This window comes from Microvirga sp. BSC39, assembly GCF_000739015.1.
In the GTDB taxonomy this organism is placed as follows: Bacteria; Pseudomonadota; Alphaproteobacteria; order Rhizobiales; family Beijerinckiaceae; genus Microvirga.
The window spans coordinates 14,336-37,222 of record NZ_JPUG01000023.1 but is presented as its reverse complement, the minus strand read 5'-3'; the positions used below and the strand labels follow the sequence as shown (position 1 = coordinate 37,222).

The 22,887-nt window shown below is 55.6% G+C and carries 17 protein-coding genes and 1 pseudogene; 8 read left to right on the top strand and 10 right to left on the bottom strand.

Going from position 1 to position 22,887, the window contains the following annotated elements; translation table 11 throughout:
• Window positions 1-296 precede the first annotated feature (296 nt).
• The 7 genes and pseudogenes from MA07_RS30390 to MA07_RS28440 all read left to right on the top strand — a co-directional run bounded on the left by MA07_RS30390 (window position 297) and on the right by MA07_RS28440 (window position 12,196).
• Window positions 297-3,080, top strand: a complete 2,784-nt coding sequence (locus MA07_RS30390; RefSeq protein WP_081928722.1) for a family 16 glycosylhydrolase — start codon at window positions 297-299, stop codon at window positions 3,078-3,080.
• Between the two features lie 759 nt (window positions 3,081-3,839).
• Window positions 3,840-5,054, top strand: a complete 1,215-nt coding sequence (locus MA07_RS02075; RefSeq protein ID WP_036346358.1) for an IS256 family transposase — start codon at window positions 3,840-3,842, stop codon at window positions 5,052-5,054.
• A gap of 109 nt (window positions 5,055-5,163) precedes the next feature.
• Entirely contained in the window at window positions 5,164-6,333 is a 1,170-nt protein-coding gene (locus MA07_RS28450; RefSeq protein WP_280114225.1) for a sulfatase, read from the top strand.
• A 176-nt stretch (window positions 6,334-6,509) separates the two neighbouring features.
• A pseudogene (locus tag MA07_RS30635) lies at window positions 6,510-7,076 on the top strand (transposase); the annotation flags it as partial.
• 688 nt (window positions 7,077-7,764) lie between these two features.
• On the top strand, window positions 7,765-8,541 hold the full coding sequence (locus tag MA07_RS28445; RefSeq protein ID WP_081928719.1) for a response regulator transcription factor: 777 nt from the start codon (window positions 7,765-7,767) through the stop codon (window positions 8,539-8,541).
• 526 nt (window positions 8,542-9,067) lie between these two features.
• On the top strand, window positions 9,068-9,649 hold the full coding sequence (locus MA07_RS02055) for a histidine phosphatase family protein (protein WP_036346350.1): 582 nt from the start codon (window positions 9,068-9,070) through the stop codon (window positions 9,647-9,649).
• A gap of 1,761 nt (window positions 9,650-11,410) precedes the next feature.
• The gene (locus MA07_RS28440; RefSeq protein ID WP_244445129.1) at window positions 11,411-12,196 is read left to right on the top strand and encodes a response regulator transcription factor; all 786 of its coding nucleotides are present in this window, start codon (window positions 11,411-11,413) and stop codon (window positions 12,194-12,196) included.
• A 431-nt stretch (window positions 12,197-12,627) separates the two neighbouring features.
• On the opposite strand, the gene MA07_RS02035 is transcribed toward MA07_RS28440, so the two are convergent.
• The 5 genes from MA07_RS02035 to MA07_RS02015 form a co-directional block, all read right to left on the bottom strand.
• Window positions 12,628-13,110: a TadE family protein gene (locus MA07_RS02035; RefSeq protein ID WP_036346344.1), complete on the bottom strand. Its 483-nt coding sequence runs from the start codon at window positions 13,108-13,110 to the stop codon at window positions 12,628-12,630.
• Between the two features lie 124 nt (window positions 13,111-13,234).
• On the bottom strand, window positions 13,235-14,602 hold the full coding sequence (locus tag MA07_RS02030; RefSeq protein WP_081928716.1) for a TadE/TadG family type IV pilus assembly protein: 1,368 nt from the start codon (window positions 14,600-14,602) through the stop codon (window positions 13,235-13,237).
• Window positions 14,603-14,613: 11 nt separating this feature from the next.
• Window positions 14,614-15,585 carry a type II secretion system F family protein gene (locus MA07_RS02025; RefSeq protein ID WP_036346340.1) on the bottom strand — a complete coding sequence of 324 codons (972 nt, stop codon included), beginning with the start codon at window positions 15,583-15,585 and terminating at the stop codon, window positions 14,614-14,616.
• Between the two features lie 8 nt (window positions 15,586-15,593).
• Window positions 15,594-16,589 (bottom strand): type II secretion system F family protein, encoded by a 996-nt coding sequence (locus tag MA07_RS02020; protein WP_036346380.1) that lies wholly within the window; start codon window positions 16,587-16,589, stop codon window positions 15,594-15,596.
• Window positions 16,590-16,609: 20 nt separating this feature from the next.
• Entirely contained in the window at window positions 16,610-18,091 is a 1,482-nt protein-coding gene (locus MA07_RS02015; RefSeq protein WP_036346338.1) for a CpaF family protein, read from the bottom strand.
• 244 nt (window positions 18,092-18,335) lie between these two features.
• Between MA07_RS02015 and MA07_RS02010 the strand changes: the two genes are divergently transcribed.
• Complete coding sequence (locus MA07_RS02010) at window positions 18,336-18,866, top strand: pilus assembly protein N-terminal domain-containing protein (protein ID WP_052002743.1); 531 nt, start codon at window positions 18,336-18,338, stop codon at window positions 18,864-18,866.
• A 33-nt stretch (window positions 18,867-18,899) separates the two neighbouring features.
• Here the strand turns inward: MA07_RS02010 and MA07_RS02005 are convergent, their stop codons facing one another.
• The 5 genes from MA07_RS02005 to MA07_RS01990 all read right to left on the bottom strand — a co-directional run bounded on the left by MA07_RS02005 (window position 18,900) and on the right by MA07_RS01990 (window position 22,831).
• Window positions 18,900-20,255, bottom strand: a complete 1,356-nt coding sequence (locus MA07_RS02005; RefSeq protein ID WP_052002742.1) for an AAA family ATPase — start codon at window positions 20,253-20,255, stop codon at window positions 18,900-18,902.
• Between the two features lie 45 nt (window positions 20,256-20,300).
• Window positions 20,301-21,068 carry a Flp pilus assembly protein CpaB gene (cpaB, locus tag MA07_RS02000; RefSeq protein WP_036346336.1) on the bottom strand — a complete coding sequence of 256 codons (768 nt, stop codon included), beginning with the start codon at window positions 21,066-21,068 and terminating at the stop codon, window positions 20,301-20,303.
• A 55-nt stretch (window positions 21,069-21,123) separates the two neighbouring features.
• Entirely contained in the window at window positions 21,124-21,636 is a 513-nt protein-coding gene (locus tag MA07_RS01995; protein ID WP_036346334.1) for a prepilin peptidase, read from the bottom strand.
• 133 nt (window positions 21,637-21,769) lie between these two features.
• Window positions 21,770-21,943, bottom strand: coding sequence for a Flp family type IVb pilin (locus tag MA07_RS28435; RefSeq protein ID WP_081928714.1), 174 nt, complete (start codon window positions 21,941-21,943; stop codon window positions 21,770-21,772).
• A gap of 360 nt (window positions 21,944-22,303) precedes the next feature.
• Entirely contained in the window at window positions 22,304-22,831 is a 528-nt protein-coding gene (locus MA07_RS01990) for a tetratricopeptide repeat protein (protein ID WP_036346332.1), read from the bottom strand.
• Window positions 22,832-22,887 lie beyond the last annotated feature (56 nt).

Sequence of the window (22,887 nt, the reverse complement as noted above, 5' to 3'; positions counted from 1 at the left end):
ATTGAAGCATCCAACCCGCCAAAGGTCGAGCTACGCGCGCACAGGTCTCATAAAGTAATGCCGCAGAGTCGATGCGGCGATGCGCAATGAACCAAACAGTCTAGTCTGCTTGGTCGAATTGCGGTCGTTCCCTGCTTCCTCCAAAAAAACACATCAGGTTATTTTTGGACAGCGAGTAGGGTTAATAAGAGAGTAGACCAGTAAGTGGCCGCATAAAGCGGGCAACAACCGACGCCTAAATTCGGCGCACGGAGGTGACTGGGCTGCGCAACCCTGATCGAACATGGGGGCTCGAAATGGCGCAGTATATCAACGCACTCGGTGTCGCGGTTGGCAACAACTCTACAGTCTCGAAGCACTTTTTTGCACGTGCTGATCAGCAAGTACTTTCTGGAACAACCGGTAATGATGCCCTTTGGGACGAAAACAAAGCTGGGGTGACGCTCACCGGCGGCGTCGGCGATGATACATATTACATCAAATCTTGGTCTACTAAGCTTATTGAACAATCTGGCGGCGGTGATGACACGCTCGTCACTTGGATGAATTATGTTCTGCCGGAGAACATTGAGCACCTGTCGGTAAACGGGGATCTGCGTTATGGCTACGGTAATTCCCTGAACAACATCATTGCAGGCGGCGCTGGACGGCAAACCCTTGATGGTCGTGAAGGCAACGACATCCTAATCGGCGGCAGCGGCTCCGATACCTTCATTGTGTCCAAAGGCAATGGAAGCGATGTCATTGTCGATTTCCAGGCGGGTGCAGGTGGGGATGTCCTGCGCCTCATGAATTACGGTTTCACCACGCTGGCCTCCGTCAAGAACGCGATGGTCCAGGTCGGAGCCGACGTGCGGATGGACCTAGGGGGAGGTGAAGTTCTCGTCTTCCGCAACCAGACGATCTCTCAGTTCACGGCCGACAACTTCGCTCTCTCCATCGATACCAGCGGATTCAAGCTGTTGTTCTCAGAAGAGTTCAACACAAGCCTGTCCCTCTTCAACGGCACGTCTGGAACCTGGAAGACCACTTACTTCTGGGGAGACAGAACTCTCAGCGGAAACAATGAGCAGCAGTTCTATGTTGATCCAAGCTACAAGAACCTTGGCCTCAACCCTTTCTCGGTTGCCGACGGCGCTCTCACCATCACCGCCCAGAAGGCCTCCCCTGAGGTTCAGGCACAGATCAACAATCTGCCCTACACATCAGGCGTGATCACCTCCGAGCAGTCGTTCTCCATGCAGTACGGCTATTTCGAGATGCGTGCCGAGCTGCCCGCTGGTAGTGGTCTGTGGCCGGCCTTCTGGATGCTACCGATCAACGGTGACTGGCCACCGGAACTTGACATCATGGAGGTTCTGGGAGGCGATCCCAACGTCCTTCACACGACCGTGCACACAAAGGAGACCGGCTCGCACAAATCGGTGGGCGTTGCCTCCGGCGTCGTGGATACCTCCGGCGGCTATCACAGCTATGGCGTCAGCTGGGCCAGGGACAAAATCACGTGGTACTTCGATGGTGTGAAAGTATTCGAGACGGCAACACCCTCCGATATGCATCAGCCCATGTATATGATCGCCAACCTTGCGGTAGGTGGCTGGGCCGGCACTCCCGGCGCGGACACCATTTTCCCAGCCGAGATGAAGATCGACTACATCCGCGCCTATCAGCTGCCCGTGGATCATCCTGTAATCACCCAAGTGCCCTCATCGTGGGTGCCGCTCTCTGAGCTGGCCTTCGGCACGGTCAATGGCACCGGGGCTGTGACTCTGTGGAACTACTCCAACACTCTGTCTGCGACGCAGCAGAAGGTGAGGCTTGGGAACGACTGGAGCCGCATCGTCAACGGCAATGCGCTAGACAATTGGATTGAGGGCGGGGTCGGGCAGTACCAAGAGTATGATGGCAATGGCGGAAATGATGTCCTGAAGGGCGGCCTTGGTACCGACGTGTTCAAAATTCAGAATGGGGACGGCAATGACACAATCTTGGATTTCAGCAACGTGGTCGGCAACACCGACAAGGTGTACCTTGATGGCTTCCACTTCCGTCATTTCGAGGATGTAAAGCCCTTCCTCACCCAAGTCGGAGCCGATGTGATCCTGCGGCTTGATGCTGATCAGGCACTCAAGTTTGCGAATACCACCATCGATAAGTTCTCTGCAGAGCAGTTCGCTTTCTTCAATCCGGTGTCGCTCGTCGACGATACGGCATCTACCACCACACAACCCCTCACCACAGCAAAACCTGCGTTTAACCAAGTTGCAGTGATCACCGGCGACATTGCCCGCACGGTTGTTGAAGATTCTGGCTCGATTCTAAGGACTGCCGGCAAACTGATAGTGACTGACCTAGATGCCGGACAGGCGGGAGTGCAGGCTGCTATTCTGACTTCAACGCTTGGTAAGTTTGTTATCGCCGCTGATGGCAGCTGGACGTACTCTGCGGATAATGCCCAGAGTGCAATTCAAACTCTCAACGCTGGTCAGCAACTGACCGACACCTTCCAGGTTCGGTCAATCGATGGCAGTGCCTCCAAGACGGTCACGGTGACCATTCAAGGTGTTAATGAGCCTTTCGCCAGCCTTGTCACTCAAGCCGGCACGTCGAAAAAGGACCTAATGGTTGGCGGTGCGGAGAACAATGAGTTTAAGGGTCGTGGCGAGAATGACACTCTGTCAGGCAAAGGTGGTAATGACCGGCTTTGGGGTTCAACCGGCAAGGATATACTGACGGGTGGGGCAGGTAATGACGCCTTCGTGTTCGATACAAAAGCGAACAAGAAGACCAACTTGGATACCATCACAGACTTCAACGTCGCCGATGACAGCATTTGGCTTGACAATAAGATCTTTACTAAGCTGGGCAAGAAGGGCTCTGATGCTGCGCCGGAGCCGTTGAACAAAAGCTTCTTTGCGATCGATAAGGCGAAGGACAGCGACGATTACATCATCTACAACAAGAAGACGGGACACCTTTTGTACGATGCAGACGGTTCAGGCGGCAAGTACGAAGGACTTGAGATAGCTCTGCTGAAAAAGGGTTTGGGCTTGAGCCACAAGGACATCTTTGTCATCTGATTCAGGCTGAGATCGTTCTATGCATTGATGTGAACCGTTGTCGACAATTGGGGGACGATAGACCCTCATTTCGCTGCATCCTTTCCAAAATATGTCAAGTTCGGAAGGGATGCCTTCTCTGTTGATCGGCGAGCGCTTACAACTCATCCAGACCTGCGGCTGACCGAAGACAGGATCAGGGGCGCATTCCGCACCCTCGAGGCAGTCGGGTCTCTGGATCGAGCGATTGCCAGCGGATCGACCCACAAAAAGACCAGTAACGGCGAGCTGTGCCGCAAGCCGATCCTCTCCTGGTTCGGAGCGACTGCGCTCCTGCCAATGCCTTCATTACCGCGAACAGACGCGAAGCGGCTGCCCGTGGCAGGCATTCCAGCGAGCGGAGGTCCCTGGGCCCTCAACTCCTAAAAGGTCTTCTACGTTCAAATTTTGAGCCCCTCCGCCTAAATCCCCCGAAGCCACAGGCGTATCGGAAACCTCTGTGCCTATGGGGAGTTCAGGAAGGAAAGCGACCTTCCTCCATACGTGTTAGAGCCAAACCCTCGACTTGAGGCTGCCTTGGACCGACTGTTCCAAGGCATTCGGCAAGGCCGAGGCGGGTGAGGGAAAGGCAGTGCGAGGTGAGATTCAAACGAAGAGCAGGGGCAAGCAGTACAGATAGAGAGATCTGAGGTCATCAGCGTTCGGCTGAAAACCCTCCGCGGAGGGGACTATCGGGAATTTCGTGTGGGGCCATTACGATGATCATGAGGGAGACATCGCATGGCACGCCGCAAGGAACCCCGCATTCCCGACCACCTGCTCGATCAGTTGCTGGGAGGCGCTGACGCCCAATCGGCCTTTGCCAAGGATGGCCTGCTCGACGCGCTGAAGAAGGCACTCGCCGAGCGGGCGCTCAATGCCGAGATGGACCACCATCTCGGCCAGGACAGCGAGGCCGGCAACACCCGCAACGGCTATGGCCGCAAGAGCGTGCTCACCGACACCGGCAAGATCGACTTGGCGATCCCGCGCGATCGGCTGGCCACCTTCGATCCGCAGCTGATCGCCAAGTACCAGCGCCGCTTTCCCGGCTTCGATGAGAAGCTCGTGTCGATGTACGCTCGCGGCATGAGCGTGCGTGAGATCCAAGGCCATCTGCGCGAGCTATACGGCATCGAGGTCTCGCCGGATCTGGTCAGCGCGGTCACCGACGCGGTGCTGGAGGAGATCTCCGAGTGGCAGAACCGCCCCCTGGAGGCCCTCTACACCCTGGTGTTCTTCGATGCCATCCGGGTCAAGGTGCGCGATGAAGGCACGGTGCGCAACAAGGCCGTCTATCTGGCGCTCGGGGTGCGGCCGGACGGCGCCAAGGAGATCCTGGGGCTATGGATCGAGCAGAGCGAAGGGGCCAAGTTCTGGCTGCGGGTGATGAACGAGTTGCGGACCCGCGGGGTGGAGGACGTGCTGATTGCCATGGTGGATGGTCTCAAGGGCTTTCCCGAGGCGATCACGGCGGTGTTTCCCGAGACCCAGGTTCAGACCTGCATCGTGCACCTGATCCGCTCGTCGCTGGCCTTCGTGTCGTACAAGGATCGCAAAGCGGTGGCCGGAGCCTTGAAGGAGGTCTACCGGGCCAAGGATGCCGCGGCCGGCCAGGCAGCCCTGGAGGCGTTCGCAACCTCGGCTTGGGGCCGCAAATATGAGGCCATCGCGGCCGCCTGGCGGCGCAACTGGGCGGCGGTGATCCCGTTCTTTGCCTTTCCCGACGCGGTGCGCCGGATCATCTACACAACCAATGCCATCGAGGCGCTCAATGCCAAATTGCGCCGGGCGGTGCGGGCTCGAGGCCACTTTCCCACCGACGAGAGTGCGTTCAAGCTGCTGTTCCTGGTCTTGAGGCAAACTCAGAAAGAGTGGAAGATGCCGCCACGGGAGTGGAGCATGGCGAAAGCGCAATTCGCCATTCTCTTCAAAGGCCGTTTCAGGCTGGGATGATGAACCCGGCCCTTACACGGAAATTCCGACAGACCCGTGCCCCGGACGTAATTTGCTAGCAGTTCCCTTGACGCGCCCCGCCGCGGGCCAGTCACCTATCCGAAACGTCGTGGTTATAGTTCTTGAGTCCGTGGCAGCCCAATATCTTGACCTGTATGGAGGCTCATACGCCATTACACCGGTTCTCTCGAGCTTAGCTAATGAGTCCCTTCTTGTGCGTAACGCTTATTCACATTCCGTAGCCTCGCACATTTCGATGGCATCGATCCTAAGCTCTACCTATCCATGGATTAGCCTGAAAACCATCACAAAGGATGCTCCAAATACGCAGCTTACTTACCTGCCAAATCTTCTCAAGGGCTATGGATCAAGAACAGCATTCTTCCATTCTAGTGATACGCGCCATTCTGGTGTTGACCACTTCTTGCCAAGGACTGGTTTTGAAACCATCCAGGATTATCGAGAACGTAGCTGCGACAGTATCATCGTAGATGAGTCCGAGTTCTACTCCCAAGCTACCCCTGACTCTTGCACTTTCCAAGCAATGCGTGATTGGATAGTCTCAAGCCCCGGCAAGCCATTCTTCGCCATGCTCTGGACGCTCCAGCAACACTACCCTTACTTTCGGACAAAGGAGACTAGAAGCTATGACTTTCCTACTTTGAGGGACGAGAAATGGACAGCCGAGCACAAGGCGCCATACCTAGATTCCATTGCAGAAGCCGACACCCTAATCGGAAATCTCGTTAACGATCTCAGAGATCTAAAACTATTGGACGAGACATTGATTATAGTTACGGGAGATCATGGGGAGGCATTTCAGCAGCACGGCAGTTTTGGCCATGGCAAAGGGCTTTATGAAGAGGAAGTTCATGTTCCGCTCCTATTGATCAATCCTAGACTCTTTCCTTTTCGATCAACAGAGCGAGTTGTCGGTCACATTGATATAGCTCCTACAGTTCTCGATGTTCTTGCCATTCCATCTCCTTCGGAATGGCAGGGCAAGAGCTTGTTTCAGCCAAAGCGCGAGGAGCCGATCTACTTCTTTACAGCATGGCTTGATTATAAAGTTGGCTATCGATTGGGTAGTCGCAAGTCAGTTGTCTCACTGCTATCTGATCAGGTGGAGACTTATAATCTCGATATGGATCCTCAGGAAAAGATAAACACATCTGCCAAAGACCCCACTATCAAAACCGTGGAAAAGGTTAGGATTATCGATTGGGTACACAATCAGAACAAGTTCATCCTGAGCAAGATGGCGCCCAAATCCCGATAACCCATACTATGCAGCGGTCACGCATTAGGTCCGGTATAAAACGACTCTGGAAGCGGCACCAAAATGTGAACGCAGTGCTTGAGATAGAGCATCGGACTGGAAGGCAGTGAAGTAGCCCCCGAATAGACCGGACGCGATCTCCCACCTCGCTAAGAGATCGGAGTAGTGTTGGTGCTATGACTGGTTCGTCCAAGATTGAGGTCCTTGACGGACCGCAACGTCGCCGCCGCTGGACGGCCGCCGAGAAGCTGGCCATCCGTCCAGGAGACCTTTGAGCCTGACGCTACGGTCAGCCTGGTGGCCCGCCGGCATGGAGTGGCGCCCAACCAGCTCTTCCGCTGGCGCAAGCTCGCTGCGCAAGGCGCATTGACCGCCACCAGTGCCCAGGAGGAGGTGGTGGCCGCCTCCGAGTATCGGGCTCTGCAGAACCAGGCCCGCGAGCTGCAGCGGCTTCTGGGCAAGAAGACCTTGGAAGCCGAGATCCTCAAGGAGGCGCTGGAGGTCGCCACCGGGCCAAAAAAGCAGCTGTTGCGCTCGCTGTCGTGGCCCAAGGGCGGTTCACGATGAGTGCTGTCTGCGCCACCCTTGAGGTCGCCCGCTCGAACATCGCCGAGCAGGTTGCCGGTCGGCGATCAAAGCGCCGGGGCCGGCTGCCGCAACCGGACGAGGATCCTGTGACGGCGATCAACGCCATCATCGGCAGCCTGCCGACCCACGGCTGCGGACGCGTGCACGCTCTCCTGACCAGCCAGGCGCAGGAGCAGGTTGGCCTACACTGCACACCCTACCAGCGCTGTGGCCTTGCTCAACTGAAGTAGTCCTCCAGAGGAACGACAGGGAGCAGATCCTCTGGGAGGGTTTTGGCAGACCTGATCGCAAAATGAACACATTAAATGATCACCCTAGCTTGGCCGATGGAACAGGATACCCTTTGCTAAGCCGCAGAGCACTCCCATCACGCACACCGATTAAGGGCAACCATAGATCATGCAGGCACCAATGCGCAGCCGTGAACATAAAGTGGAGCATATTGCACGGGAGTTCTACCGCTCCATTCGGCCCAAGGACCTATGGAATGATGAGCCTGAGGCGCTTAAGGCATACTTTCGGCAGTGCGCATCAAAAGCTATAGAATTTCAATCCACCCACGGTAATCAGCGGCAGGATGGGGATCTGGATTGGCGAAGCGAAGGTCTTTCGAAATTAAGAAATTGATTAATTTGTCAGCTGTATATATCCAATAACATAGTTTCCTAAGCAGGGCTGAAAAGATCTGGTAAGAGGCGCGGTAGGCACAACATGGTAACAGTGTTATGAGGTAAAGACGTTAACGTTTACCCATGTATGCGACACCGTGCGTTCTGGTGAAAACAAGAAATTAATCATATCGGGTTGGGTTACGCCAAAACGTCAACTCTGGGGCAATGATCGATGAACGGTGGTAAGCGTGTGGGACTCGTTGCTGACCACGACCCGTATTTCCGTGTTGCTGCCGCGGCAATCCTAACCCAGCAGCTTGGCTTCTCGGACCTAATCGAAGCGTCGTCTCTGGATGACGTGCTGGAACGGCTCACGGAAAATGAAGAGATCGAGGCTGCCTTACTGGACCTTACGATGCCAGGAATGCGCACGCCCACCAATCTCCGAGCCATTCGCGAATGCTTTCCGAGAGCACGCATTGCCGTGATCGCAACCTCCACCTCGCGCCAGGAAATCCTTTCAGCACTAGAGGCGGGCATCCATGGATACATGCTGAAGAGCTTGCCAGTATCCGATCTTGTAAAGGCACTCCGCACGGTGCTTGAGGGAGGCATTTACGTGCCGCCATGCTTGGCGGATATCTCACCCTCCGTGATCGAAATGCCATCGCCGTTAACCCCACGATCTGATGCAACAGCAGCATCTGAGACAGTGCCATCTGCTTCACTGCCCGTTGTCCGATCGACTGGTCAGGTTCATACATTGACTGCACGCCAGAGGGATGTTCTCGACCTTCTTGTCCAAGGCAAATCCAACAAGGAGATAGCGTTGGCCCTTAAGCTCGGGGAGGGGACGGTCAAGATTCACATGGCAGCGATCTTCCGCTACTTCGGTGTCAACAACCGAGCGGCTGCAGCTGTTGCAGGAGCGCGCCCTTATCCCAATCGACCACGAGGTGTTCTCCTCGCTGAGTCAACTGAGAGACCTTATGACCAATCTCATCATTAACGATGAGCTAGATTAAGGTTGACGGGTGAGCCTTATTCCCGCCGCCTTGGTGTCAATCCAGTGCACCACAGGTCTGCCGACTGGCGGGTCGTGCCTCAGCGCTGCCTATCGCTTGTCAGCGCTCGAGAGGGCAAACAATCGAATATCATTGATGCATCGTAGTTCTCCAACGCAGTACCGGCCTGTCACTGCAGCCCCCGTCGGCCTTGACAGTTTGCGGCTTTTGCCACAGTTGGAGCCACCTTCTATCTTGGATACCGGCGATATCGCCTCCGCGCCCTTACTGTGGTGATTGGGATCGTGGGTGGCTGGGACCTGCTCACACCATTGTTCCAAATCGCGACAGACACCTCGTTGATGCTGGAATGAAGACATCTGGCGTTCTCCTCGGACGAGCCCTCGGCACATATGTCAGCCGTCGCAAACGTTCCTCATAAAAGCTCTTCGTCGGGCTTGCCCGCTATGAGAAGCTCTGTAGAAAGCAAAACTTGTGTAGGCTCATCTTCCTTTATTTGTGGAGGCCAATGTGAGTGTTGCGTACTTTATCACCCACCCTGAAGTTTTCGTCGATCCAAGCAAACCCGTTCCTCAGTGGCACCTCTCGGACCAGGGTGTACAGCGTATGCGGAACTTTGCCTCCCGATCAGACTTGGGCCACCTCTCAGCTATTTGGGCGAGCACCGAAACCAAAGCTATTGAGGCTGCCGGCATCTTAGCGGGGCACTTTGGCCTGCCCGTGAACGTCCACCACGGGTTGCACGAGAATGATCGCAGCGCAACAGGCTTTCTTCCGCCGCCGGAATTTGACCGAGTGGCTGACACTTTCTTCGCGAATCCGCAGGAGAGCGTGCTGGGGTGGGAACGTGCCGTTGACGCTCAAGCCAGAGTGGCTGCTACCGTGGACGAGATCTTGCAAGGCTTTAAAGGTGCGAACATCGCATTCGTATCCCACGGTGGTGTGGGCACGTTGCTGCTGTGCGACTACCTCAAGACACCGATTAGCCGCGACTTAGATCAGCCATTTCAGGGACACTTTTGGGCATTTGAGGGGACGTCTCGTCGTGTCATCCACCAATGGCGTGAGATCGCATCCCGCGATCATAAGTAATTGCCTGCTCAAAGCCAGTGGGCAAGGCCCGCCTCTAAGCGCCTCTAACGCTTAGCTTAGAACTATGCTATAGCACTTAGAACGTGGGCTCTCCAGAACGGAGACTTCTATGTTTGTGTTGTACATATTCCTAGCCATTATCGGCGGGCTATCGACTGCCCTGATGCTCTGGTGGCACTATGGGGTCTTCGAAACACTACTTGGGATGTCGTTTGTAGCAAGCTTGCTCGTCTTGGGAGCTGCGTTTCTGGCTGCCTCTCGTCCCAGTTAGACAGACCAACGACGACATTGAGCACTAGGCGCAATTGATTCGCGAGCTGTGACGTTCTCCTGCCTATCTAAATGATAGAGGCTGGGCCGAAAGCGTACTGAGATTCGGCTAATCTCGCTCCATACCATCTTCAAAGGTCTTCGCGGCATGCAAATGATGCTGATATTCATTGTATTGAAGTGATCGAGACGCTGCTGTGCTGGATGAAAACCGAGCAGATACAGTAAATACACAAGCCCATTAGGTTAGCGTAAGTTTTAGGCCAGAATATAAACTGAGACACTACCCCGTTGGGAAGATAATATTTCTCTAGTCTTAGCATCAGTAGGACTCTAAGGCTAAGTCTTTTAGAAAGCGGAGAATTCCTGCCCTCATAGTGGCTTGGCTACAGGGCCAGTGTCTTCAGTAACCTTCGGCGGCCTACATCCCCGTGAAAAGCGCTGCATGCTTCGAGACGTTTGGGGCTGTTGGTTGCGCAGGTGTGATCAGGACTGACGCCTGCCTGCCGGAGGCGGACACATCGTTTGCAAACGCAAGAGCAGCCATACGGGCCTCTTTCTCTGTCCTATAGCTTTGGAGGGTACGCCCTTGGCTGGAGAGTGTCCAGCAGTGCGCGTTCTCCTGTTTAACCTCAAAACGCAACATGGCGCCGCCTTGTCAGACCGTAATTGTAGAACCTTGCGATGCAATAGCCTTAAACACTGGCGTTCGCACCTGCAACAATCTCGAAAGAGGTACGTCGAGACCTCCACAGGAGTCTAGCGAAGATATGCAATACGATGTTCCTCTAGAGTTCTGACAGTCCTCCAAACTCAACGGAACATTCGCTCGCCGCAAAGTACAACTGGACCTCCTTCGCCGCATGCAGTGATTGAAAAAGTATGGCGTTCGCGAGCAGCTGTTGAGTATCGGGCTATTCTTGGACGACAGTGCGCTTCTGGAGCTGGTCGTGGCCGTCATCGTGATGAGCCACGCCTCTGCTGATAGAGCCCTGCGCATCCTTTCCCGCTCAAAGCATCTTGATGTTGCATGTTACAGTAGTACGATGTGCGAACTAGAGCACGCATTGAATCGTCTGGGCTGACTGTCCAGTGTAAAGTACCCTGGTCTGCTCGCCGCGACGTGGTGAAGCCGGTTTATGAACACTTTAAGTCCTTGCTGTTGAAACCCTTTGAGCATGATCTGCCTGGAAGACTTTGCTCTGTCTTCGCCCAGATTTCAGATCGCACGCTACCCACACGACAGTGAACACAAGGCAAGATGCTTACAGGGGAGCCAGAGCAGACCGATGAAGCGTGCCAATCGGCTACCCATTTGATCCTCGTGCGGCACCCGAGGAGTTTATACAAGCTGGTGCACCTCGCCTCCTTAGAAATCACCGCCGAATGAGAGCCCATCTCTGGCCTGTAGAGCTAACAAGAAATTTACCTCAGAACACCATAGTAGCTCGAACAACACATACTTTGGGGCTAAATCCAATGAGTACTGGCATGCGCGTAGGGCTCATTGCTGACAAGGACGCCTATTTTCGACTTGCTGTGGCTGCAGTTCTTACCCGCCACTGCGGCTTCTCGGAGGTACTAGAGGCATCGTCGTTTGACGATGCCGTAGAGCGTCTCACCGACAACGCTCAAATCGAGATCGCTCTGTTGGATCTCTCAATACCGGGAGCTCGAACCCCGACCAATCTGCGCTCTATACGAGAGTCTTTCGCCAACACACGTGTTGCCGCAATCTCGGCATCGACGTCACAGCGTGACATTCTCCAAGCACTTGAAGCGGGCGTTCATGGATATATCGTGAGAAGCCTCCCGATTGCTGACCTCGTGAAAGCCCTGGGCACTATTCTTGAAGGTGGTGTCTACGTGCCGCCATGCATTGCTGACATCTCTCCCGAGCTGCCCGGATTGAAAGAGCAAGGCGACGAAACTATCACTGCTCATCTAAGCACTCCCCAACCTGCTTCAATTGACCTCCTAACCTCGAGACAGAGAGACGTCCTCGACCTTCTTGTACAGGGTAAGTCTAACAAAGAAATAGCACTTGCTCTCAAGCTTGGCGAAGGAACCGTGAAAATCCATATGGCCGCAATCTTTCGCTACTTTGGCGTGAACAATCGGGCAGCAGCAGCTGTTGCGGGAGCTCGCCCTTATCCGAACCGCCCGCGTGGCATCCTGAACGAGGGGCCAAGCAGGGGAGGCAGGGGTACAGTCGGATCCGCTGTCGGTGGGTTTCACCGACTCAGCGGCGCCGAACCGAGGCGGGCCGCTATCTGAAGCCCCTTCGGAGTTCTGCCACCCTAAGGCTAAACGCCAGGCGGGCACCTGACAGTTGCCACCGCATTATAACCAGTTTTAGGGATAGCACGCTGTGGCAGATAGCTGAATCGGCTTCCGGATCAGCACAGCGTTGAGATTGAAGGTCACTGTGGCGCTTACCAAAGATCCGCATGCCGCAGCCGTGAGGGTGAACGCGGGAGACGGGCCTGGAGCAAAGTAGCGTTCTTTCGGCGCAGGGCAGACCTGCCTGACTGAGGCGCACCGCGCCCCTTCCTCAACTGCGTAGTGCAGACTGGCCGACGTCATACCGAGCAGCGATATATTGATAATACCAACCATCAGGGTCAGCAGCGGAGGAACGACGAGGGCGAACTCAATTGCCGTCGCTCCTGATTCATTCTCCGTCACACGCCTCCAGACCGAATGCATCAGAGCAGTCTCATGTAGGAAGTACTCTGGATTGTTGTTCCGAAGAAGCGCGCAACCGTGAGGTCGGCAAATACAGGCTTGTACGAGTATGTAACGCTAACGGAGATGTAGTTGCCGGGTTGTAAATGGGGCATGGCTGTCGCTGAGCAGTCAACGGGCCGAGCGTCGAGAGTTCCGACAGGCTTTAGAGCACCGGAAACATCAAGACAAAAATATCCCTCAGAGAGGAATCCCGGCGGCAGCGTAACCCCATTGCCCAGCGAAGTGCCTTGCGCAGCCGCTGTCACCGAGGCGCCCAGGCCGACGCAAAGCTTTGTAGCCGGAAGCTTAGTCGGATCGCACGTCTTCCAAGCTGCCTGAGCACCCATCTGGGCGGCATTCTCTACCTGCATCCGCTTATAGATATAGTTCGCGACATCAAACGCGTTCAGCATAATGAGGCACAGCGCGCCGGCCACGAGGGCGAACTCGGTTCCAGCCATGCCTCCGCGACAATCCAAAAAAGCCAGGAGAGAAGCACGAGCCGATACGGCTATCGAGACGCACTGCTTTGTGGTGCAGACTATCCAAGGAACTGAAAATCTGCGGGTTGTCATCCTCCAGACCTCACCCAACCAATCGGCCGCGTCGATACGACGGCAGGTCTAAGCCTGCATCCATGCAATCGGATCCGTTGGACAGGATCAATCCAGTCCCATTGACGGTCAGATTATCGACAACAAGGCTGAAGCACGAATTACCGCTGCTAGATTTGTTGACGGCACCGCTGAACGTGACGCTTGCGTGAGGCAAGTAAACTAGCCCGGTGATATTCCACGTCGGGCCGCTGCCGGCCGACGTAATATCAACTCCCGTTGTCAGGTGCGGCGCTTGGTAAATCGCAACGCCTTTCCAGGGGCCGGTCTTCGGCGCCGAAATGTCGATTCCACCCTTGTTGGTGCCGGTGACGATATGGCTGTAGCCACCGCCGTTCGACCCCGCGAAGACAATGGTCACATCGGTTCCGCGCAAGGTGTGACCCACCGTATCGAGCTGCCCATTGTAGATCACGATGACAGTGTTGCCGGGCCGAGAGCCGATTGTGACATCCGCCTTGAGTGTGAGATTGCCACACACAGTATAGACGCCACTAGGCGGAATGGCTGGAACGGAAGTCCAGTGCTCCCCGGGGTAAGTGCCGCAGGGATTAAGAGGGATGTTGGAGGCAAGATGCGAGTATGGATCGCCGATTCTGGGAACAGGTCCTCGATTCGGTGCTCGGCCGCAGCCGGACGGATCCCCGGAACTCGAGTCGGCATAATCTGCGATCTGGTGGCTGCCGTTGCAGGTCAGATCATTGTTGGACATAATTCCGCAATTCGTCAGGTTGGACTTTGATCCGCCATTGACCACGATGTCATCGAACTTCGCCCCGTCGTTTCCAAGGGCGAGAACACAATAGGTGCGGGGTGTCGGCACCCTCAACGCCAGGGCCGTTGCCTGTAGCGAGGTCTGGCGCGTGGTGCTCGCCTTGCCATCTTTGACGATCTCGACCGTCACATTGCCGCTAAATCCGACAAGATGCGAGAGGAGCAACGGAACGGATCGGGTGATGGTCACGCCGTAGCAGTTCGACCCACCCGCTGGACAGGGTGCCTTGTTGGTGAGGGTAATTGACGTGTTCTTCTGACCATTCACGAAGCCGTATCGGGCTGCGACCGCGAGACCTTCAGCTGCGTAGGTATCGGTTCCGTTCGTTGCAGCTGCGACGGCTGCGGAATCAGCTGCGTTCTGCAGAGCCCGCTGGGTACGGTACCAGTGAGAGATCTCGATTCCGATTCCTGTTGCTCCGAGCAAAGTTGGAAGCGCCAGCGCGGTGGCAAGTGCCACATTGCCTCGGTTGTCGCGAGCGAACGCTTTCAATGGAGCGGCAACGCGCCTCAATGCTCTTTGAAGGTCCATGCGCAGGACTACGACAGCTGGGGTGATCGTCATCTCTCCCGCCCCTAGTTCATGGTCGTGATTTGAATGATTGCAGGCGTGAGGATCACCCCGAAGAGGACAGGCAGGAAGAACACGATCATCGGCACTGTGAGCTTAGGCGGAAGCGAAGCTGCCTTCTTCTCTGCTTCACTCATGCGCATGTCCCGGTTTTCTTGCGCGAGAACACGCAGGGATTGGCTGAGGGGTGTGCCATATTTTTCAGATTGAATCAGGCTTGTGACAACGCTTCTGACACAGTCCAGCCCCGTTCGCTCGCCAAGGTTCTCATAAGCCTTTCGGCGATCTTGAAGATACGACAGTTCCGCCGTTGTAAGGCTAATCTCCTCCGCAAGTTCGGGACATTGGGAGCCGACCTCCTCTGAAACTTTTCTGAAAGCAGTTTCAATTCCCATCCCGCACTCTATGCAGATGAGAAGCAGGTCGAGAGTGTCCGGCCAAGCTCGGCGTATTGCCAACTGACGCTTGGTGATCATGTTCTTAAGATAAAGAAGGGGCGCATAATAGCCCAACCAGGCTGCTGCGAGTATCAGAGCGAGCTTGACGATCAGTGGATGCTGAAGATCGAGAACGACAAAGATATAGAAAGTGGCCAAGACGAGCATGACGACTGGCATGAGCACACGTGCAGCCAGGAAAGTCACAATCGGACCCCGGCCACGGTAGCCAGCCATACGAAGTGTTCGCACCAACTCTCCGCTTTCCGTCTCCTTCAAGAGGCTGAACTTCTCGACGATGCTCGCGAAGATCCTTCTCGGCTCTTGGTCGAGCCTGAGCGTACTGGGTTGCCTGTTGAGCCTGTTTCTCTCCCGCACCCTAATTCCTTCGCGCTCGAGATGGACCTGGGCCATCCGGGCACTCAGCTGGTCCTTCGCAAGGTAAGGCCAAGCCACCAACAAGGCTGCTGAGAAGGCTGAGAGTGCTGCCAAGAACGGGATCAGTATATCCGTGTTGGTGATGAAAGTGCTGATGTACATAGTGGCACTCAAATCTCGAAGTTAATCATCTTGCGCATCACCAAAATCCCGATCGCCATCCAAAACGCGCTTGCAGCAAGGACGAGTTTGCCCAGAAATGTCGTGAACAGGAGGGCAATATAATCCGGCGATGTGAGATACAGCAAAAGCCCAACCACAATCGGCAAAGATCCGATGATCATGGCGGACGACTTTGCCTCGGCGCTCACCGCTCTAATCTTTGCCTGCATCTTCTTCCGCTCGCGCAGGACCTTTGAAAGGTTTGCAAGTGTCTCAGACAAGCTCCCGCCCGTACGACTTTGTAGCGCAATAACGATTGCGAAAAAGGTAGTCTCTGGCAAAGGGATCCGGTCAGGGAGGCGTTGGACAGCCTGATCCATAGGCATTCCCATTGTCTGATCCTCCACGATTAGTTTGAACTCACTCCGTACGGGCTCCTGCGCCTCCGCCGAGATGATCTTGAGACAATCGACAAGAGGCAGCCCGGCTTTGACGCCGCGTACGATCACATCGACAGCGTTCGGAAACTCTTCTGCGAATTGCTTGAAGCGAAGCTTGCGTTGAACATCAATATAGAGGTGAGGCAAAAGGAGGCCGCCAGCAATAGCAAACCCGAGAGCCGGCACAAGACTTACATCAAATCCGCCAAGTAGGGTCACGAGAGCGGTCAATCCTACGATCATACAAGCGACATAGTAGGTTTGTCTGCTCCAAGTCATACCGGCCTGCCGCATTCGCCCCGTAAGGGTCGGCCTCGCCCCTTCCTTCACCTTCTGCTTGTCCTCGATTTCACGTAGGGTCGCCTCAACGATGCGTCTACGCTTGCCCTCATCGAATTGCGGCCGCCGATCGACAGCCGCGCCGGGCGCGGCGACTGCCTCAAGCCGCCTCAGGGCTTGCGCTTTCCCAAAGACCCGGGTGGGAAAGAGACACAGAATGATCCCTCCAACGCTGGCGGCAGTCAGCAGGGCAATGACTACAGGAAGGGTTTCAGCTGCCAGCATGCTCCACTCCTCTGCCAAACTTAAAGGCCGGATTGTTCAGCTGCATCCAATGCAGCGGCGAGACGTTTTTCCTCCCCGAAGTACCGTGCGCGATCCCAAAACCGCGGGCGGCCGACCCCTGTTGAGCGATGAGTCCCTAAAATGTTACCCTGAGGATCCTCGCCCTTCATGTCGTAGACGAATAGATCCTGGGTGATGATGACGTCACCTTCTAGGCCAAGAACCTCTGTGATATGCGTAATGCGACGGGATCCATCACGCAGGCGGGCTGCCTGAACGATCACGTCGACGGAAGAGGCTATCATTTCGCGGATGGTTTTTGAGGGAAGGGAGTATCCTCCCATCGTGATCATTGACTCTATGCGGCTCAGGGCCTCGCGCGGCGAATTGGCGTGCAACGTACCCATAGAACCGTCATGACCCGTGTTCATGGCCTGAAGAAGATCAAACGCTTCAGCGCCACGGACCTCGCCGACGATAATGCGCTCAGGCCGCATTCGAAGGCAGTTCTTGACCAGATCGCGCATGGTCACCTGCCCCTCACCTTCGATATTCGGCGGGCGAGTTTCAAGTCGTACGACGTGCGGCTGTTGCAACTGGAGTTCGGCTGCGTCCTCGCAGGTGACAATTCGTTCACCTGGCTCGATGTAGCGGGTCAGGCAGTTGAGCAAGGTCGTCTTACCCGAACCAGTTCCTCCTGACACGATGACGTTGCAGCGAACACGGCCGATGATCTGAAGAACGTCAGCTCCCTCCTGAGTGATACTGCCGAACCTGACCAGTTGGTCGAGGGTCAATTTGTCTTTCTTGAACTTTCTGATCGTCAGCGTAGGCCCATCAATGGCCAGTGGAGGCGCAATGACGTTGACACGGGATCCGTCAGCCAAGCGGGCATCGCAGATTGGGCTTGATTCATCAACCCGACGGCCGACTTGGCTCACGATCCTTTGACAGAGATGGAGCAACTGTGCGTTGTCGCGGAACCGAATATCGGTTTTCTGAATTTTTCCACCCACCTCAATGTAAACGGTGTCGGCCCCATTGACCATGATATCGGCGATGTCATCGCGCATCAACAGAGGCTCAAGCGGGCCATAGCCGAGAACGTCGTTGCAGATGTCTTGGAGCAGCTCATCTTGCTCCGCGATCGACATCACAACCTTTTTCGCAGCAACGATATCCTTAACGATCTCCTCAATCGCGTTGCGAGACTCTTGGGTGCCCATCTTTGCCAACTGGGATACATCGATTGCTTCAATGAGTGCAGCAAAGACTTGGGTCTTCAGTTCGTAATATTGGTCGTCCTTCCGCTTCACCGGCTGGCCAACGGGGGCTGGGTTCGCGGGAGCGGAACCGGCAAGATGCCTCACGGGATCCAGGTTGACGATCGACAGATTGGGGGCGCTCGCCGAGACGACCTCGGGCTTGTTTGGGCGGGCCACAACTTGAGCAAGCGTCGGGCCCTTTACGCGCTCGTCCTGTGCCCCCCTTTTTCCGAACATGCCGGCTCCTTGATGTACGATCACCCCTGCACGGCTTCCGCCGCTGGCAGGCCTCTTAGCCCTCTCGGACCTGCCTAAGCTGTGATGAAAATTCCCTTATGAAGAGTGTATCAGGACGGGTAACAACGAACCATTCAGCTTGTTGGTCTAGAACGGCTCGTCCTGTTTTCTCCAAACAGCCTAATTGCTTGATCCGCAAAATCATCGGATTCAGAGTAGGGCTTTAACCTTCCGGGAGAGTGGTATGACGTGCAACACGCGAACCGTCGCGGTTTCGGCCGGAGCACTCCTGCTTGTTTGCTTCACCGGGCCGGTTATGGCGGATGGAGTGCGCCATCCTGAGGTGCGCCGGCTCGCGCCAGTCGAGGGGGGGCTTGGAGACAGCGTTATGGAAGTCAGGGTGACGATCGACTTTGCCCGCGTTCTGACCTTCGCGGAGGCCGCACGTACCGTCATCATAGGCAGTCCTGGCATAGTCGATGGAACGTTGAATGACGATCACACTATTGTATTGACCGGGAGGGCTCCGGGAGTGACCAACCTCATCGTTTTAGGGGAGGGCGGTCGCGAGGTTCTCAATGCGATCGTCAGCGTCACCCAGAGCAGCCTTCAGACGACAACGATCTACTCGGGCGGTGAGCTCAAGACATTTTCATGTACCGGCTCGTGCACACCCATTCTTACGGTCGGCGACGAGAGCGCGCACTTCAGCAAGGCTCGAGGTCAGCTCAGAGAGCGGCAGGATACCCTTAGCGCCGGGACTGTCCCCAGGTAGCCATCCGGTCCTAGAGAGCACGCCCCAGGGTGGTTATGAGCGCCTCAACTTCTCTATAAGAGAACGCAGGCCAATGCGCGCCCTGTTGTTGTTGCCCTTCACGGATTGGCGCGATGTCAGCTTCTCCGCAATTCCTGCGAACGCCTTCGTGGATGTGGCTCTTGCGGACACCTCGGCAACCATCTGGCCGTTGTTCGCCGCGGTCCCAAACAGATGAGCGTCGAATGGAATACATGCCTCCGCACCAAGTTGTACCGCCTCGGCAAAGGCTTTCGGGGCTATCTCAGGCTTCTTCGGCATTCCTACCTGATTGAGAACGATTTTGGGAGGAGGATCGCTCGGACGCATCTTCTTCAAGAAGTCGACAAGGCTCCTGGTGCTTTTGAGACTAGCCAGGTCCGGCGTTGCCGTGATGATGATTTCATCGGCGGTTCTTAATGTGCTTCTCGTCCATGCCGTCCAGTGGTGTGGTAGGTCTAAAACAAGAAATGGTACGCTGGCCTGCGCAACCTCAACCAATCTTTCCACCATGGCTTCGTCCAGATCGAAGGCCTGGTCGAGGGTCGCCGGCGCAGAGAGAAGACTCAGGTGATCACCGCATCTTGTGAGGAGCCTATCAAGCAGGACCTCGTCGATGCGGCCCGGATCCTGAAGGGCCTCTACGATGCTCGACCCGCCATCGATGTTGAAGTTGAGGGCTGCAGTTCCAAATGGAAGATCCATATCGGCGACGATGACGTCCAACTTGGTGTGGCGGGCCATAGACCAAGCGATGTTGTGAGCGACCGTTGATGATCCGGCTCCTCCTTTGGCCCCGATGAACGCATAGACTTGGCCGAACTTGCTTGACGCCGCCTCGCTATAGATCTGGCTGATCGTCGTGATCAAAGTGCTGGGCTGAACCGGCGCAAGGATATACTCGCTGATTCCGCGCTTCATGATCTCTCGGTAGAAGCCAATGTCGTTAGCGTAACCAATCGCCACCACTTTGGTGCCCGTATCACAAACGTCTGCGAGACTATCGAGCTCCGAAAGGAATTCAGCTGCGGAGGACCGGCTCTCGACGAGGATGAGGTTTGGTGTTGGAGTCTCTTGGTAGAGCCCTACGGCCGCTGCGATGCCGCCGAGCTGCACGGTTGTCTGAGCTCGAGACAGCAATCTATCAGCCGCTGCACTCTCGATGACCGCTGCGACCTGCGGATTGTCGCAGAACGCGTGGATTGTCATACGGGGAATGCGCCCAATCTTGCCGACTGGCTCAACGGAGGAAAAAGCAGCCTCGGAGTTTGACTTTCCAAGTTGAACGAGAGAACGCGCGTGAACGTCAGGATGTCGCTCCAGAATACCACAAGTCGGCTCTTCCATCAGGTCTAACGTCATATCCGACATATCGGGTCCGTCTTCCTGCGATGCTTCTCGAGAGATTGATACAGATTACTGCGTTCGGACGAGTTCGCTGCGGCCCGCGCGCAGGATCCGCACGGTAGAGCCGGCATCACTCTTCACAAGGGCCGCTTCGCCGGCGTCGGCTGCAGACCGCAGGGCGAGAGACAGAGCGCCGGTCGCCTGCCCCGATGCTACGATCTCTGTTTGATCAGGGCTAAGTTCGAGCGTAACAGTCTTGCCAATGACGGCCGCGTCGCTTTTGGTTTCGTCGGCTTTCTGGTCGACGGCCAAGACACGGATGTTGACGAGGAGGGTACGAGAGAGGTTTTCGTTCTGATTTCCAGCCTGCCGAGTGAGTGTTTGAAGGACATCAACGCGATCATTCGGCAAGATGAAACCGCCTGCTGTGCTTTCCGCCGACACTCGGATCGCCACAGCGCGCTTTCCTGCGGGAAGGAGTGCAGCCAGCAATCCGGATGATCCGCGGACCAGCTTCTCCTCGCGGATCGGTTCTCCCGCCACGAGGTGGTTGCGAACCACCGCACCTTTGAGACCTGTCAGAGCATCCGGCTTGCTCTTACGGCTGACGAAACCGGGCGGGATCGAGTCCTTGGGCCAACTCTGCCAGCTCAAGTTCCCCTCATCGATCGTATGGCCTTGCGGCAGATCAATTGAGGCAACCAGAACATCCTCCATAGGAATAGAAGAGGCTAGGGCGGCCGGAGCAGCGGTGTCCGCCGGTTGCATCGACAGGGCAAGCCATCCTGCAAGACCGCCGGAGCCGATTGCCACCATAAGAATGATGATGCGAAGCATGCCATCCTGCCTTATTGCGGATCGTGAGTTAGAATGGACAAAGAGATCCTGTTCTTCAGATGAGGTTCGCCCAGTGCGAACTTGGATAGACGAAGAGCGCTGCCGAGGCGATCGCCACTCCATATGGCACACCGGTCTTCCGGTCGTGTAAACGAGCAACCCAGCTTATGTTAAGACAGAATGCCGGGAGCAGCATGACACGGAATTGAAGAAGGGCCAGTGTCAGAACACCGCCAAAAATTGCCGAGTAGATCAGATAGAGGGAGGCGTTATCTGCACCTAACCAGAGGGCGACCACTGGAGCTAGTTTGGCATCGCCGCCTCCGATCCATCCGAAGGCGAAGAGGGTGAATGTGCCAACCAGCATTGCGCTTGCAACGGCAGCACTCAACCCAATCTCTGTTATCGACCAACCGGCGAGGGGAGCCAAGAGCGCAAAAAGCCCCAACAGGATAAGAACGAGGCTGTTGCGGATCTTCATAGTGACGAGATCCATCGCTCCTGCCCAGGAAACAGCCGCGATGAAGCCTGCGCTGGCGGCCTGTGCCGCGATGGCCGAGATTGTCACTGTTGCCCCTTTTATCTCGTCAAAGTTATTTTGTGATCCTAGGCTTGTTTAAACTTAGCGGAAGAGAAGTATCAATTCTCTTCCGATTGAAAGGCGGTATAACTCGGTCCGAATGAACCTCGTTGACCAAGCCTTACTTCGCAGCGTCTGCGACCTTGTCGAACAGGCCTGTGAGAGTGGTGCCCATCTTGCCGTCTGTTTTGAAGACGCCGATGATAACAACTGCTAGTCCAGCAGCGATAAGTCCGTACTCAATGGCAGTGGCGCCGGACTCGTCCTTGGCGAAGCGGGTGAAAAGTGACTTCATGATGTTGTTCCTCGACCTGGTTGCTTAGTTTGCTGACCCCGGGCAGGGCAGCGTTCCCACAAGCTCCCGTTCGGATCGTGCTCAGACCTGAACTCCGCGCTTGTGTTGTCCTATTTAAGAGTTCTTTCGGCAGCCTGGTCTATTCAGCTTGATAGCCTAGAGCATTAACCAAACCATGCTCGGCTAAATGGCCTAGTCGGCAAGCGGATAGGGCAGTTGCGTTGCTCGGCGCATTTACCCAGCAGTCGAAAAAGCCGATTGCGGTCGGTGCTTCGCAGGTGCACGCGGCTTCTTCTGGGTTCGTTCGTGGGATGGTGGTCCTCCCTAGCCCGAGAACCGAGAGTCTTGGGTTAGAACCATCTATCCTTGCTTTGAACCGGAACGGCTGGCGTTGTCTCGCAGCAACTCCAAGTTGTTATTGATCGTCAGGTTGGTCGGATCAAGTTCGTGCGCCTTAAGGAAGTTGCTGCGCGCCTTTGCGACGTCTCCGCGTAGGAGATAGGAATAGCCGACGTTGTTGTAGTACTCGGGCCGCTCCGCCATAGATCGAGCGGCCTCGCTATAAGCGCGATCCGCAAGGTCAAAGCGCCGAACCCGATCATAGGAAGCTGCAAGGCCGAGCCAAGCTTCCTGATTGTTCGGCATGACCTCCACTGCCCGTTCATAATAACGTGCTGCAGTTCCATAGTTGCGCTGTGAAAATTGGACCTTTGCAACCTCCAGCACTTGATCGTCCGGGTAGGGTTCCACAGTCGCCGGAAGGTCAGGCCCGGCAACGCTGTTGCCGAAGCTGGAGAGACTGAGATCCTGGGTGCTGTTGCAACCTGTAAGTAGCACGGCTGTGAGAACCAGCATGCAAAGCCGCCATGCGTGTTTGAAATTCTGCATCTCTTGCCCCTGTACCCAGTTCTTATCAGTTCTTGTCCGGAACAGCGTTCGCCTGT

Coding starts and splice junctions, on each gene's coding strand:
- MA07_RS02075 (WP_036346358.1), top strand. CDS start 3,840: ATGGCACGCCGCAAGGAACCCCGCATTCCCGACCACCTGCTCGATCAG.
- MA07_RS02025 (WP_036346340.1), bottom strand. CDS start 15,585: ATGTACATCAGCACTTTCATCACCAACACGGATATACTGATCCCGTTC.
- cpaB (WP_036346336.1), bottom strand. CDS start 21,068: ATGCTTCGCATCATCATTCTTATGGTGGCAATCGGCTCCGGCGGTCTT.
- MA07_RS28445 (WP_081928719.1), top strand. CDS start 7,765: ATGAACGGTGGTAAGCGTGTGGGACTCGTTGCTGACCACGACCCGTAT.
- MA07_RS02035 (WP_036346344.1), bottom strand. CDS start 13,110: ATGGCTGGAACCGAGTTCGCCCTCGTGGCCGGCGCGCTGTGCCTCATT.
- MA07_RS28440 (WP_244445129.1), top strand. CDS start 11,411: ATGCGCGTAGGGCTCATTGCTGACAAGGACGCCTATTTTCGACTTGCT.
- MA07_RS30390 (WP_081928722.1), top strand. CDS start 297: ATGGCGCAGTATATCAACGCACTCGGTGTCGCGGTTGGCAACAACTCT.
- MA07_RS02030 (WP_081928716.1), bottom strand. CDS start 14,602: ATGACGATCACCCCAGCTGTCGTAGTCCTGCGCATGGACCTTCAAAGA.
- MA07_RS02015 (WP_036346338.1), bottom strand. CDS start 18,091: ATGTTCGGAAAAAGGGGGGCACAGGACGAGCGCGTAAAGGGCCCGACG.
- MA07_RS02005 (WP_052002742.1), bottom strand. CDS start 20,255: ATGTCGGATATGACGTTAGACCTGATGGAAGAGCCGACTTGTGGTATT.
- MA07_RS28435 (WP_081928714.1), bottom strand. CDS start 21,943: ATGAAGTCACTTTTCACCCGCTTCGCCAAGGACGAGTCCGGCGCCACT.
- MA07_RS02010 (WP_052002743.1), top strand. CDS start 18,336: ATGACGTGCAACACGCGAACCGTCGCGGTTTCGGCCGGAGCACTCCTG.
- MA07_RS01990 (WP_036346332.1), bottom strand. CDS start 22,831: ATGCAGAATTTCAAACACGCATGGCGGCTTTGCATGCTGGTTCTCACA.
- MA07_RS02020 (WP_036346380.1), bottom strand. CDS start 16,589: ATGCTGGCAGCTGAAACCCTTCCTGTAGTCATTGCCCTGCTGACTGCC.